The 14,510-nt window shown below is 74.4% G+C and carries 10 protein-coding genes; all 10 read left to right on the top strand.

The features are described 5' to 3' along the window. The first annotated feature begins 8 nt into the window (after positions 1–8). The 10 genes from ACFY0K_RS24670 (at position 9) to ACFY0K_RS24715 (ending at position 14,484) form a co-directional block, all read left to right on the top strand. Complete coding sequence (locus ACFY0K_RS24670) at positions 9–782, top strand: SDR family NAD(P)-dependent oxidoreductase (protein WP_390641673.1); 774 nt, start codon at positions 9–11, stop codon at positions 780–782. A gap of 52 nt (positions 783–834) precedes the next feature. Next, on the top strand, positions 835–1,590 hold the full coding sequence (locus tag ACFY0K_RS24675) for a FadR/GntR family transcriptional regulator (RefSeq protein WP_390641674.1): 756 nt from the start codon (positions 835–837) through the stop codon (positions 1,588–1,590). Then, positions 1,587–2,732, top strand: coding sequence for a galactonate dehydratase (gene dgoD / locus ACFY0K_RS24680; protein WP_390641675.1), 1,146 nt, complete (start codon positions 1,587–1,589; stop codon positions 2,730–2,732). The genes ACFY0K_RS24675 and dgoD overlap by 4 nt, the downstream gene beginning before the upstream one ends. Beyond that, the gene (locus tag ACFY0K_RS24685) at positions 2,729–3,556 is read left to right on the top strand and encodes a hypothetical protein (RefSeq protein WP_390641676.1); all 828 of its coding nucleotides are present in this window, start codon (positions 2,729–2,731) and stop codon (positions 3,554–3,556) included. Before dgoD ends, ACFY0K_RS24685 begins: the two co-directional genes overlap by 4 nt. 20 nt (positions 3,557–3,576) lie before the next feature. Next, entirely contained in the window at positions 3,577–4,212 is a 636-nt protein-coding gene (locus ACFY0K_RS24690; RefSeq protein ID WP_390641677.1) for a bifunctional 4-hydroxy-2-oxoglutarate aldolase/2-dehydro-3-deoxy-phosphogluconate aldolase, read from the top strand. Next, positions 4,209–5,201, top strand: a complete 993-nt coding sequence (locus ACFY0K_RS24695; protein WP_390641678.1) for a sugar kinase — start codon at positions 4,209–4,211, stop codon at positions 5,199–5,201. The genes ACFY0K_RS24690 and ACFY0K_RS24695 overlap by 4 nt, the downstream gene beginning before the upstream one ends. Positions 5,202–5,685: 484 nt before the next feature. After that, a complete protein-coding gene (locus ACFY0K_RS24700) occupies positions 5,686–8,712 on the top strand; it encodes an alpha-mannosidase (RefSeq protein WP_390641679.1) in 3,027 nt (1,008 codons plus the stop codon). Between the two features lie 7 nt (positions 8,713–8,719). Further along, on the top strand, positions 8,720–9,157 hold the full coding sequence (locus ACFY0K_RS24705) for an NAD(P)-dependent oxidoreductase (protein WP_390641680.1): 438 nt from the start codon (positions 8,720–8,722) through the stop codon (positions 9,155–9,157). Positions 9,158–9,365: 208 nt separating this feature from the next. Beyond that, positions 9,366–11,390 carry a DUF2264 domain-containing protein gene (locus tag ACFY0K_RS24710; RefSeq protein ID WP_390641681.1) on the top strand — a complete coding sequence of 675 codons (2,025 nt, stop codon included), beginning with the start codon at positions 9,366–9,368 and terminating at the stop codon, positions 11,388–11,390. Continuing rightward, positions 11,383–14,484, top strand: coding sequence for an alpha-mannosidase (locus tag ACFY0K_RS24715; protein WP_390641682.1), 3,102 nt, complete (start codon positions 11,383–11,385; stop codon positions 14,482–14,484). The genes ACFY0K_RS24710 and ACFY0K_RS24715 overlap by 8 nt, the downstream gene beginning before the upstream one ends. Positions 14,485–14,510: the final 26 nt, after the last annotated feature.

Raw genomic sequence — 14,510 nt, forward strand, 5'->3', positions numbered from 1 at the left:
GGAGCCCGATGGACCAGTCCGTACGACGGTACGGTGCCCGTTTCACCGGCCGCACCGCCGTGGTGACCGGCGCCGCCTCCGGCATCGGTGCCGCCACCGCCGCACGCCTCGCCGGGGAGGGCGCGGCCGTCGTGCTCGCCGACATCGCCGACGAACGCGGTCAGGCCGTGGTGGACGGGATCGAGAAGGACGGCGGCCGGGCCCGTTACGTGCACGCGGACGTCGCCGCCGAGGACGACTGGGCGCGGATCGTCACCACCGCCCACGCCTTCGGCCCGGTCGACGTGCTCGTCAGCAACGCCTACACCGTCGAGGTCCGGCCGGCCGGCGAGATGACCCTGACGTCCTGGCAGCGGCAGCTCGCCGTCAACCTCACCGGCGGCTTCCTCGGCGTCAAGGCGGTCCTGCCCGACCTGCGCGCCCGCCGCGGTGCCGTCGTCCTCACCTCGTCCGTGCACGCCCACGCCGGCATCCCCGGCCACCCCGCCTACGCCGCGGCCAAGGGCGGCCTGCTGTCCCTGTGCGGGCAGCTCGCCGTCGAGTACGGGCCCGAGGTCCGCGTCAACGCGGTACTCCCCGGGCCGATCCTGACCGGGGCCTGGGACCGGGTGGAGCCCGCGGAACGGGAACGCAGCATCGCCCAGACGGCCGCCCGCCGCTTCGGCACCCCCGAGGAGGTGGCCGCCGCGATCGCGTTCCTCTGCGCCGACGAGGCCTCCTACATCACCGGGTCGAGTCTTGTCGTGGACGGCGGCTGGAGCGTCGTGAAGGCCTCCGCATGACGCCCTTGGACCAGAACGAGGACCGGAACGTGGAAGAGAAAGGCTGTACGACATGACGCCCTACGCCCGCCGCGGCGTGCACGGCCAGACCGTGGAGGCCCTGGCGCGCCGCATCCTGGGTGGCGAGATCCCGGAAGGGGCCACGCTGGACCTGGTGGCGCTGCAGAGCGAACTCGACGTCAGCCTCACCGCCCTGCGCGAGTCCCTCAAGGTGCTCGCCGCCAAGGGCATGGTCGACGCCCGCCAGAAACGCGGCACCTTCGTACGGGCCCGAGCGGACTGGAACCTGCTCGACGCCGACGTGCTGCGGTGGCAGTTCGAGGGCGGCGGGACGACCGGCGCGGAATGGTCGCTGCTGCGCAACCTCGCCGAGGTCCGCGCCATCATCGAACCTGCCGCCGTCCGGCTCGCCGCCGAACGCCGCACCGAGGCCGACCTGTTGCTGCTGGAGACGGCGGTGGAGGCGATGGGGCGGGAGGAGACCGACCCGGGCCACGCCGTCGACGCCGACCTCGCCTTCCACCGCGCCCTGCTCGCCGCCACCCACAACGAACTGCTCGAACGCATGGAGATGGTGATCGAGTCGGGACTCGCCCACCGCGACCGGATCGTGCACAGCTCCCCGCACAGCGAGGACCCCGTTCCCGCCCACCGCGCCGTCCTGGACGCGGTGCGCGACCGCGACCCGCAGGCGGCCGAGACGGCCATGCGGGCCCTGCTCGACCAGGCGGGCCGCGACCTGGCACGGCTGGACAGCCCCGAAGAGGGGACCGGAAGCAACGACACGGAAGGCAGCGGCGACCGGTGAAGATCGAGCGGATAGAGACCTTCCTCGTCCCGCCACGCTGGCTGTTCTGCCGCGTCGAGACCGACGACGGAGTGGTCGGCTGGGGCGAGCCCGTCGTCGAGGGCCGCGCCGAGGTCGTCCGCGCGGCCGTGGACGTCCTCGCCGAGTACCTGGTGGGGCAGGACCCGCTGCGCATCCAGGACCACTGGCAGGTGCTCACCAAGGGCGGCTTCTACCGGGGCGGTCCTGTGCTGTCGAGCGCCGTCGCGGGCCTCGACCAGGCCCTGTGGGACATCGCGGGCAAGACCTACGGCGCGCCCGTGCACGCCCTGCTGGGCGGTCCGGTGCGCGACCGGGTGCGGGTGTACGCCTGGGTCGGCGGCGACGAACCCGCCCAGCTGACCGAGCAGATAGCCGCCCAGGTCGAAGCGGGCTTCACCGCGGTGAAGATGAACGCCGCCGGGGCCACCTCGCCGCTGGCGACGGCCGCGGAGACGGCGGCCGTGGTGGCCCGGGTGAGCGCCGCCCGGGACGTCCTCGGCCCGGACCGGGACGTCGCCGTCGACTTCCACGGCCGCTTCACGGTCGCGAGCGCCCGCCGCGTCCTCACCGAACTCGCGCCGCTGCACCCGCTGTTCGTGGAGGAGCCGGTCGTCCCCGAACAGGGCCACCTGCTGCCCGGCCTGGTCACCGCGAGCCCGGTGCCGCTGGCCACCGGCGAACGCCTGTACTCGCGCGCCGAGTTCCTGCCCGTCCTCGCCGCCGGCGTCGCGGTCGCCCAGCCGGACCTCTCGCACGCCGGCGGCATCTCCGAGGTGCACCGCATCGCCTCGCTCGCCGAGACCTACGGGGCCCAGCTCGCCCCGCACTGCCCGCTCGGGCCCATCGCCCTCGCGGCCAGCCTCCAGGTCGCCTTCGCCACCCCGAACTTCCTCATCCAGGAGCAGAGCCGGGGCATCCACTACAACAAGGACGCCGACCTGCTCTCCTACCTCGTCGACCCCGAACCCTTCCGGTTCGTGGACGGGCACGCGCACCGCGGTGACGCCCCCGGCCTCGGCATCACCCTCGACGAGGCGGCCGTCCGCGCCGCGGACCGCGCCGGGCACCAGTGGCGCAACCCGGTGTGGCGGCACGCCGACGGCTCCTTCGCGGAGTGGTGACCGTGCCGCTCGACGTCGTGACCGACCTCGCGCACGGCGGCCGCTGGACGTCGCTGCGTCAGGGCGGCCGCGAGTGGCTGTGGCGGCGCGCGAGCCCCGAACGCGAGGGTGTCGCACCGGGTGACGCGTTCGTGGACGCGGGAGGGCTGGAGGAGTGCGTCCCGACCGTGCGCGGCACCCCCGACCACGGGGACGCGTGGTCCCGGCCCTGGACGCGGGACGGGGAGGGGGACGGAGAGACGGTGCGCTGCGACCGCTTCGCCCTGACGCGCACGCTGCGCGGTACGGACGACGGTGTCGAGGCCGCCTACGTGCTCACGGCCGAGCCCGGTTTCCGCTTCCTCTGGGCCGCCCACGCGCTCCTCGACCTCTCCGAGGAGGCCGTCGTACGGGCCCGGGAGGGGGCGACCACCCGGCTCTTCCCGGAGGCGGCGCCCCTGCTGGGCCGTCCCTGGCCCGCCGGTGCCCCCTGGGTGGAGGGCGACTGGCCGGCCCCCCAGGGGCTGCGGCTCGACCGGTTCGGGCCGAACGACGGTACGGCGGTCGGGGCCGTGGTGGCCGGCGGCCGGTGCTGTGTGCACGACGGCGCGGACCGGCTCGGCTTCGCCGTCGAGGCGGCGGGCCAGCCGGTGTCGGTCGCCCTGTGGCGCAACCTCGGCGGCTTCCCCGCCGGCCGGCCCTATCGCAGTACAGGCGTGGAGCCGATGCTCGGCCGCGTCTTCGACCTGGCCGACGCGGGCCCCGACGACGCCGCCCGCGTCCCCGCCTCGGGCGAGGTGCGCTGGCGGCTCACCGTCGGCACGTCCTGCCCGTGCCCCCGCTGACCATGGAAGGAGCCCCGCTCGTGGATCTGCGAGCCGCCCTCGCCGCCCGCCGCCTGCTCGCCATCGTGCGCGGCGGCGACCCGGACGCCGCCCTGCGCACCGTAATGACCCTGACCGAGGAGGGCATCGAACTGATCGAGGTGTCGCTCAGCGGCGCCGACGCCCTCACCGTCATCGCGCGGGCCCACAAGGAACTCGGCCCCGGCCACCCGCTGGGCGCCGGCACGGTGCTGACCGCCGCCGACGCGCACGCCGCCCACCGCGCCGGCGCCGCCTTCGCCGTCACCCCCGGTCTCGGCGCCGGTGCCGACACCGCGCGGGAACTCGGCATGCCGGTCCTGGCGGGCGTGCTGACCCCCACCGACGTGATCGCGGCGCAGGCCCGTGACGCGGCCGCCCTGAAGCTCTTCCCGGCCGCCGAGGCCGGGGGAGCGGCCTATCTGAAGGCGCTGCGCGGGCCGTTCCCGGACGCGGCGTTCGTCCCGGTCGGCGGCGTCGACGTGGCGGCCGCGCGGGCCTACCTGGCCGCCGGGGCCACCGCGGTCGGCGTCGGCTCGCCCCTCGTCGGGGACGCGGCGGACGGCGGCAGCATCGGCGCGCTGCGCGACCGGGCCCGCGCGTTCCGCGCCGTCGCAGGGGAGGAGGGGCCCGCGTGACGGCTGCCTGGCGTCCGGCTCCGGGACCGGTCGTCTGCCTCGGCGAGACCATGGCCGCCCTCGTCCCCGACCCGCCCCGGCCGCTGGCGGAGGCCGGGCAGCTGCGGCTGTCCGTCGCGGGAGCCGAGTCGAACGTGGCCATGTACCTCGCCGACCACGGCGTTCCGGTCCACTGGCTCTCGGCCGTCGGCGACGATCCGCTGGGCCGCCGGGTGTGCGCCGCGGTCGCCGCCGCCGGGGTCGACGTGACGCGGGTGCGCACCGACCCGCACCGGCCCACCGGCCTCCTCCTCAAGAACCCGGGACCGGCCGGAACCGGCGTCCACTACTACCGCGCCGGCTCGGCGGCCTCGGCCCTCGGCCCCGATCTGCTCGACGGCGAACCGGTGCGCTCGGCCGCCCTCCTGCACCTCACCGGCATCACCCCCGCCCTCTCCGCCTCCTGCCGCGCCCTGGTGACGCGGGCCCTGGACACCCCTGCCGCCGAACGGCCGTACGCCGTCAGCTTCGACGTCAACCACCGGGCCGCGCTGTGGCCGGACGGCACCGCGCCGAGGGTGCTGCGCGCCCTCGCCGACCGTGCCGACATCGTCTTCGTGGGCCTGGACGAGGCCCAGCAGCTGTGGGACGCGGACCTGACCGTCACGGGCCTGCGGGACCTGCTGCCCGGCCCGCGGATCCTCGTCGTCAAGGACGGCGCCCGAGCCGCGACCGCCCTGACCGGGGAGGGCGCCTGCACGGTGCCCGCGCTGCGGACGGCCGTGGTGGAACCGGTCGGGGCGGGCGACGCCTTCGCGGCGGGCTTCCTGGCCGGGCTGCTGCGCGCGGAGCCGCTGCCCCGCGCCCTCCGGCTCGGTCACCTCACCGCCGTGTCCGCGCTCGGGGTGACGGGGGATCACGGGCCGCTGCCCGAGGCCACGGACATCGCCCGGCTCCTCGAACTCCAGGAACCGGACTGGCAGCGGTACCGGGCTCCGAGCGGACGTTAGTTAATCAAGGCGATGGAATAATCGGATAGTCGGTGGCCGTCGCTGGACTCGCCGGCGCGATCGGCGGGTCCGGGGACGGCCTTTCCGGTCGGCCGGGACGGCGCTCCAGGCCTGGGGCGCCCGGAACGGTGAGGTCGGCTTCCCTGCGACGGCGTGGGCCGATGTCTGTGCGAAGGCGGATTGGGTCGGTGCCCGCGCGAGGTCGGTCGGTTTTGGCATGAGCGTGCCATTCACGGTTCGTAAAACGTATTGACAAACCGTGGAGGCGTTCATAGGTTCACATGGCCCCCGCCCGACCCGCCCTTTGGACACCGACCGCCGTGCCCACCCCTGCGGCGCCGATGGGAGCGTGCGATCACCTTGACCACCGACTTCCGGCGAGGCACGCACGCCGGCCGAAAGGGCCTGCTGTGGGCGAGCCGCTGAACCCCCGGAACACCGGCACCGCTCCAACGACCCTCCCTCGCAACAGGAGACCCCCTTCATGCACGACGACCGGAACCTGGTCGAGGCACGTCTGGCACGCGTCCTCAAGGAGCGCATCCGTCCCGCCGTCCACCCCCTCACCACACCGCTGAGCGTGGAGATCTGGTCCACCCCGGGTGAACCCGTCCCGGTGGCCGAGGGGCTGGCCGCCCCGACCCGCCCCATCACCCCGGGTACCTCGTGGGGCACGCCGTGGGGAACCAGCTGGTTCAAGGTCACCGGCACCGTCCCCGCCGAGTGGGCCGGCCGGACGGTCGAGGCCGTCCTCGACCTCGGCTTCACCCCGCGCACCCCGGGCTTCCAGTGCGAGGGCCTCGTCCACCTGCGCGACGGGACTCCGGTGAAGGGCCTGCATCCCCGCAACTCCCACGTGCGCGTCGGCTCGCCGGTGGCCGGCGGGGAGCAGGTCCACTGGCGCATCGAGGCCGCCTCCAACCCCGACCTCGACGCGAGCGGCGTGCCGTTCCAGCCCACCCCGATGGGCGACCGGACGACCGCGGGCGACGCGCCCCAGTACGTGCTGGGCGAGATGCGGCTGGCGGTCTTCGACGAGACGGTGTGGAACCTGGTCATGGACCTGGAGGTGCTCGGTGAGCTCATGGCGGAGCTGCCCGTCGACGGGGCGCGCCGCTTTGAGATCCTGCGTGCGGTCGGCCGGGCGCTCGACGCCGTCGACCTCCAGGACGTGAACGGCACGGCGGCCGAGGCCCGTTCCCGTCTCGCCGAGGTCCTCGCCGCCCCCGCCGTACCCTCCGCGCACCGGATCAGCGCGGTCGGGCACGCGCACATCGACTCGGCGTGGCTGTGGCCGCTGCGCGAGACGGTCCGCAAGGTGGCCCGGACGGCCTCCAACATGACGGCCCTCCTGGCGGAGGAGCCCGAGTTCGTCTTCACCATGTCCCAGGCCCAGCAGTTCGCCTGGATCAAGGAGCACCGGCCCGAGGTGTACGCGAAGGTGAAGAAGGCCGTCGCGGACGGGCGGTTCGTGCCGGCCGGCGGGATGTGGGTGGAGTCGGACACCAACATGCCGGGCTCGGAGGCGATGGCCCGTCAGTTCGTGCACGGCAAGCGGTTCTTCCTCGAGGAGTTCGGGATCGAGAACGACGAGGCGTGGCTGCCCGACACCTTCGGCTTCGCCGCGGGACTGCCGCAGATCATCAGGGCGGCGGGCTCGACCCGCCTGCTCACCCAGAAGATCTCCTGGAGCCGGACCAACAGCTTCCCGCACCACACCTTCCAGTGGGAGGGCATCGACGGCACCCGGATCTTCACCCACTTCCCGCCCGTCGACTCCTACAACTGCGAGATGGCGGGACGTCAGATCGCGCACGCGGCAGCCAACTTCAAGGAGAAGGGCGTCGCCACCCGCTCCCTCGCGCCGACCGGGTACGGCGACGGAGGCGGCGGCACGACGCGTGAGATGGTCGCCAAGGCGGCCCGGCTGCGCAGCCTGGAGGGCTCGGCCACCGTCGAATGGGAGGCGCCCGCCGACTTCTTCGCCAAGGCCGAGGCCGAGTACCCCGACCCGCCCGTCTGGGTCGGCGAGCTCTACCTCGAACTGCACCGCGCCACCCTCACCAGCCAGGCGCAGACCAAACGCGGCAACCGGCGCAGCGAACACCTGCTGCGCGAGGCCGAGCTGTGGGCCGCGACGGCCGCGGTGCGCACCGGGTTCCCCTACCCCTACGAGGAGTTGGACCGGATCTGGAAGACGGTCCTGCTCCACCAGTTCCACGACATCCTGCCCGGCTCGTCCATCGCCTGGGTGCACCGCGAGGCCCGCGAGACCTACGCGCGGCTGGCCGGGGAGCTGGAGGACGTCATCGGCGCGGCGCAGCGGGCCCTGGCGGGGGAGGGGACGCGGGAGCTGGTGTTCAACTCCGCCCCGCATGCCCGCCGCGGAGTCCCGGCAGGGAGCGCCTCGGCGCAGGCCGTCCAGGGCGGCACCGCGGCACCCGTCCCGCGCGAGGGCGGCGGCTACGTGCTCGACAACCATCTGCTGCGGGTCGAGATCGACGGCCGGGGACTGGTGGTCTCGGTCTACGACCGGGCCGCCGACCGGGAGGCGATCGCACCGGGACAGGCCGCCAACCTGCTCCAGCTGCACCCCGACTTCCCCAACCAGTGGGACGCGTGGGACGTCGACGCCTTCTACCGCAACGTCGGCAGCGACCTCACCGAGGTCACCGCACTGGAGGCCGAGGGCGGTGCGGTGCGCGTCGAGAGGGCCTTCGGCGGCTCCCGCGTCACCCAGCTGCTGTCGGTCCCCGCGGACGCCAAACGCCTCGACATCGACACCGAGGTGGACTGGCACGAGACCGAGCGCTTCCTCAAGCTCGCCTTCCCGCTCGACGTCAAGGCCGACCGGTACGCCTCCGAGACCCAGTTCGGGCACGTCCACCGGCCCACCCACCAGAACACCAGCTGGGAATGGGCCAAGTTCGAGGCCTGCAACCACCGGTTCGTGCACCTGGACGAACCGGGCTGGGGCGTCGCCGTCGTCAACGACGCGACCTACGGCCACGACGTGACCCGCGCCGTGCGCACCGGCACCGACGCGGGCACGACCACCACCGTACGGGCGTCGCTGCTGCGCGCGCCCCGCTACCCGGACCCGGAGACCGACCAGGGAGTGCACCGTTTCCACCACGCCCTGGTGCCCGGTGCGACGATCGGGGACGCCGTCCGTGAGGGCTACCGGGCCAACCTCCCCGAGCGCCGGGTCACCGGAGCCGGAGCCGCGGTGCCGCCGTTGGTGACGGTGGACAACGAGGCCGTCGTCGTCAGCGCCGTGAAGCTGGCCGACGACCGCAGCGGCGACCTCGTGGTCCGGCTCTACGAGGCGCACGGAGGCCGGGCCCGCGCCACCGTCCGCGGCAGCGGCTTCGCGGCGGACCGGGCCGTCCTCACCGACCTGCTGGAGCGCCCGCTCCCGGACACCGAGCCGCCCGCCACGGCGGACGGTGCCGTCGTCCTGGCCCTGCGGCCGTTCCAGCTGGTGACGCTGCGGTTGCCGTGCGCCTGACCCCGCGGTGCAGGCGGCCCGGCTGGGCGCGGAGCGGGTCGGCCTGGCCGAGCTGTGCCGCCTTTCGGCGGTGGTCAGCGTGCACGCGCCGCTGCTGCCGGAGACGACCGGTCTGCTGGACGCCGGGATGCTCGCCCTGATCCCGGACGGCGGCGTGCTCGTCAACACGGCCCGCGGCGCCATCGTCGACACCGAGGCGCTGACCCGTGAGTGCGCGTCCGGCCGGCTGGAGGCGTACCTGGACGTGACGGACCCCGAACCGCTGCCGCCGGGCCATCCTCTGCTGTCCCTGCCCAACCTGCTGGTCACCCCGCACATCGCCGGCGCCCAGGGCAGTGAGGTGCGCCGCCTGGGCCGGTACGCGGTCGCGGAGGTCGAGCGCTGGGCGCCCGGTGAGCCACTGCTCGGGGAGGTGACCCGGGAGGCGCTGCACCGACTGGCCTGACCGGGGCGCTCCGGGCGCGGCCGCCCTGCGCTCCTCCCGTAGGCCGCGAACCACCCACCAATTTGCCTGGCGGAAGCATTCACGTTGACCCATCGATCGGATTTACGTACTCGTACCGGGTGCGGGGTGGCCGGCACCCTCCTGGACGACACCCGCAAGAGGACCAGATCCGCGCCGAGTTCGAACAGGCATGGGAGACCCGGAACTCATGAACCGCACACCAGCCGAGGACCGCGCCCACTGGGAGTCGGCCGCGGACCGGATGCTGCTCGCCGTCCGGCCGTACGCCACCGAGGACCACGCGCTGGTCCGGCTCCCCGGAGTGCCCAGCGCCAACGGCGAACTCAGCGACGGCCTGGAGGGCTTCGCCCGTACGTTCCTGCTGGCCGGCCTCCGGCTGGCGGGGGCGGGCGGGGCCGACCCGCACGACCTGGCCGGCTGGTACGCGGCCGGGCTGGCCGCCGGCACCGACCCCGGCCACCCGAACCGCTGGCCCACCTTCGCCGAGCGCAACCAGGCCAAGGTCGAGGCCGCCTCCGTGGCCCTCGCCCTGCACGAGACCCGGCCCTGGATCTGGGACCGCCTCGACGACCGGGTCAGACAGCGGATCCTCGACTGGCTCGCCCCGATGGCCGGCGACGCCATGCCCGGCAACAACTGGATCTGGTTCCAGGGCGTCACCGAGGCGTTCGCCCGCACGGTCGGCGGCGAGTGGCGCCGGCAGGACCTGGACCGGGTCATCGCGCTCACCGACGGCTGGTACGCGGGCGACGGCTGGTACTCCGACGGCCTCACCGGCGGCGAGCGGCGCAACTTCGACCACTACAACGGCTGGGCCATGCACCTCTACCCGCTGTGGTTCTGCCGCATCCTCGGCGCCGCCGCGCCCACCGGGCTCCTCGACCGCTACCGGGCCCGGCTGCACCGCTTCCTGGAAGACCAGCGGCACCTGATCGGCGCCAACGGCTCGCCGCTGATCCAGGGCCGCTCGCTCACCTACCGGCACGCGGCGCTCGCCCCGCTGTGGACCGGCGCCCTGTTCGACGCCACCCCGCTGGCGCCGGGGGAGACCCGGGCGGCCGCCAACCGCATGCTCGGCCACTTCGGCACCGACGCCGACGGCCTGCTCAGCCTCGGCTGGCGGCGCCCGTTCCGCGGCATCCTCCAGGTGTACTCGGGCCCCGCCTCCCCGTACTGGGCGTCGAAGGGCTTCATCGGCCTCCTGCTGCCGCCGGACCACCCGGTGTGGACCGAGCCGGAGCGACGACTCGCCGTGGAACAAGGGGATTTCACGCGCCCCCTGGCCGCTCCCGGCTGGCTGGTCTCGGGCACCGCCGCCGACGGCGTGGTACGCGTCGTCAACCACGGCGGCGACCACGCCGACCCGGCCCGCCCGCACGCGGACGACCCCTGCTACGCGCGGTTCGCCTACTCGACGCACACCGCGCCCGAGACACCCGGCGACCCGACCCGTCCCGGCGGGAGCGCGGATGCCGACCCGCTCGACAACGCCGTGGTGCTCCTTGACGCCGCGGGCCGCGCCTCGCACCGGCGCCCGGCCACCCGGGTGTCCCTGGACGGTGCCACGGCCGTCTCCCGCTCCCGCGCGCACTGGCCCGCGGACGCGACCTGGGACCCGTTCGGCGGACCCGACACCCACTACACCCCGGGCCCCTGGATCACCGTCGGATCCGCGCTGCGCGGCTCGGTCGAGGTACGGGCCGTGCGCGTCGACGGCGACCCCGGCGACGGGCACGTGCTGCGCGTCGGCGGCTGGGCCCTGGCCGGCCGGGCGGACGACGTCCCCGCCAGGACCGGCGACGACGACCACGGCGCGGCCACCGGGGCCGTCGGCGTCGCCGCCCGGGGCGCCGGTGACGACGCGGCCCCCGGCGCTACCGCCCGGGTAGCCGGCGACGACGGGCTGGTCTCGCTCGTCGTCGGTGAACGGGCTCTGCCGCGGGCCGCCGTGGCCACAAGCACCGACAGCAACGCGCTCGGCTCCCCGTCCGCCACCCCCTTCGCCGAGACCGACGGGCCCGTCGCCCACGGCACCCTGCACGTCGCCCTGATCCACCTCGGCGGTGCCGACCCCGCCGCCCTGCCCGAGGTCACCGCGCGCGCCGAGGGCAGCACCCTGCTCGCGGAGGTGACCTGGCCGGACGGCACCCGGGACACCCTCCTGCTGCCCCACCCCGACGACGACATCCGGAAGGACCAGCACCGTGCATGACGACCGCCGGATCACCGAGACCCGGATCCGCAAGCTGCTGGACCGGATCGTGCGCCCCGCCCTCTACAGTGCCGCGCGCCCCTTCGAGCTGAGCGCCTGGTTCGTGGACGGCGAACCGGTCCCCGTCGCCGACGCGCTGCGCGCCGACTACACGCCGTTCACGCTCGGCAACGCCTGGGGCGGCCCCTGGGCGACGACCTGGCTGCGGGCGAGCGCGGAGATCCCCGCGGAGTGGGCGGGCCGGCGCGTCGAGGCCGTCTTCGACCTGGACTTCGACCTGACCAGGGGACCCGGCGGCCAGGCGGAGGGTCTGGTCCACGACGCCCAGGGGGCACCGATCCAGGGCCTGCACCCGTACCACCGAACGGTGTTGCTGGCCGGCTCCGCCGCCGGTGGCGACCGGGTCGACCTGCTGGTCGAGCTGGCCGCCAACCCGCCGATCGTCGCCAGCGCGAGCGTGGGCGTCCACTTCGGCTCGCCCGACACCGCGGGCACCGCACCCCTCTACCGGCTCCTCCAGGCCGAGATCGCGGTGCGCGAGGACGAGGTCTGGCATCTCGTCCACGACATCGAGGTCCTCGACGAACTGATGCACGAACTGCCGCCCGGATCCAGCCGGCGGCACGAGATCCTGCACGCGCTGCGCCGGGCCGCCGACGCCGTCGACCCGGCCGACGTGGCGCGGACGGCAGCCGCGGCCCGGGAGCGGCTGGCCGAGGTGCTGTCCCGGCCCGCGCACGCCTCCGCGCACACCGTCGCCGCCGTCGGCCACGCCCACATCGACTCGGCGTGGCTGTGGCCGGTGCGGGAGACCGTGCGCAAGTGCGCCCGCACCTTCGCCAACATGACCACGCTGGCCGAGGAGTACCCCGAGCTGGTCTTCGCCTGCTCCTCGGCGCAGCAGTACGCGTGGATGAAGGAGCAGCGCCCGGAGATCTTCGCCCGGATGAAGAAGGCCGCGGCCGACGGGAACTGGGTGCCGGTCGGCGGTATGTGGGTGGAGGCGGACGGCAATCTGCCCGGCGGTGAGGCGCTCGCCCGCCAACTCGTGTACGGGCGGCGCTTCTTCGCGGAGGAGTTCGGCGTCGAGCAGCACGGCGTGTGGCTGCCCGACTCCTTCGGCTACACCGCCGCCTATCCGCAGCTCGCCAGGCTGGCCGGCGCCCGGTGGTTCCTCACCCAGAAGCTCTCCTGGAACGAGACGAACAGGCTGCCGCACCACACCTTCGCCTGGGAGGGCATCGACGGCACCCGGATCTTCACCCACTTCCCGCCCGTCGACAGCTACGTCGCCTCCCTCACGGCGGCTGAACTCGCCCACGCCGAAGGCAACTTCGCCGACAAGGGGGCGGCAACCCGGTCGCTGGCCCCGTTCGGCCACGGCGACGGCGGGGGCGGTCCCACCCGCTCGATGCTGGAGAAGGCCCGCCGGCTGCGCGACCTGGAAGGCTCCCCGAAGGTCGTCATCGAGTCCCCGGACGCGTTCTTCGCCGCGGCCCGCGCCGAGTACAAGGACCGACTTCCGGTGTGGCGAGGTGAGTTGTACCTGGAGAACCATCGCGGCACCTACACCAGCCAGGCGCGCACCAAGCGCGGTAACCGGCGCAGCGAGGCGCTGCTGCGCGAGGCCGAGCTGTGGGCCGCCACCGCCGCCGTCCGGGCCGGGGCGCCGTACCCGTACGAGCGGCTGGAGTCGCTGTGGCGGCGGGTGCTGCTCAACCAGTTCCACGACATCCTCCCCGGCTCCTCCATCGCCTGGGTGCACCGGCAGGCCGAGCGGGAGTACGCCGAGATCCACGCGGAGCTGGAGACGCTGATCGAGGAGGCCGTGGCCTGCCTGCCCGGCCCGCCGGCGCTGCTCAACGCCGGGCCGTACCCGCGCCGTGAGGTCGTGGCCGTCCCCGGGGCCGCCGACGGCCAGCGCCTGTCGGACGGCCGTACCGCCGTCCTCGCCGAGGCGGGCGCGCTCGCCTCCGGCTCCACGGTCGAGGGGCCCCACGGCTCGGTCACCGCCACCGCGCGCGACGGCGGCTTCGTCCTCGACAACGGGGTGCTGACCGTCGTCGTCGACAGCCGTGGTCTTCTCACCTCGGTGTACGACCACGCGGCCCGGCGCGAGGCGATCGCTCCCGGAGCCGCCGGGAACCTCCTGCAACTCCACCCGGACGACCCCAACCTGTGGTCCGCGTGGAACCTCGACCCCTACTACCGGGACACCGTGCGCGACCTGGACGAGGCCGAGTCGGTGACACTCGTGGACGCGGGACCGCTGCTCGCGTCGGTGCGGGTCGAGCGCGCCTACGGATCCTCGCGGTTCGTGCAGTACGTCGAGATGGCCGCCGAGAGCCGTCAGGTGAGCGTCCGCAACGACATCGACTGGCAGGAGCGGGACACCGTGCTCAAGGCGGCCTGGCCGCTGGACGTGCACGCGGACCAGGAGAGCGCCGAGATCCAGTTCGGGCACGTCCGGCGGCCCACCCACGAGAACACCAGCTGGGACGCGGCCCGCTTCGAACTGTGGGCGCACCGCTTCGTGCACGTGGGCGAACGCCACTGGGGCGCCGCCCTGCTCACCGACTCCACGTACGGCCACGACGTCCGCCGCGACACCCGCGACGACGGGGGTACGACCACCACCCTCCGGCTCTCCCTCCTGCGGGCCCCGCACAGCCCGGACCCGCAGGCCGACCGTGGCCGGCACGGCTTCGGCTACGCGCTGCTCACCGGCGCCGGCGTCGAGGAGGCCGTGGCCGGCGGCTACGCCCTGAACCTGCCGCTGCGGCCCGCCCCGGCCGCGGCCCGGGCGCTGGTCGCCCTGGACACCACCGATGTCGTGGTGGAGTCGGTCAAGCTCGCCGACGACCGCAGCGGTGACGTCGTCGTGCGCCTGTACGAGGCGTGCGGGGGAGCGGTCCGGGCCCGCCTCACGGCGGGCTTCGCGACCGCCGCCGTGCACGACTGCGACCTGCTGGAGCGGCCGGAGCAGGAGCTGGCGCCCGGCTCCGGCGAGGCGGCCGTCGACCTCGGGTTCCGGCCGTTCCAGATCCGGACCCTCCGGCTGCGCCCGGCCGGCGGAACCCCGGAACGAGCCTGACGTGTACGCGCAAAGTCGAGCCGAGG

Origin of the sequence: Streptomyces sp. NPDC001507 (genome assembly GCF_042894765.1) — a bacterium.
Classification (GTDB): Bacteria; Actinomycetota; Actinomycetes; order Streptomycetales; family Streptomycetaceae; genus Streptomyces.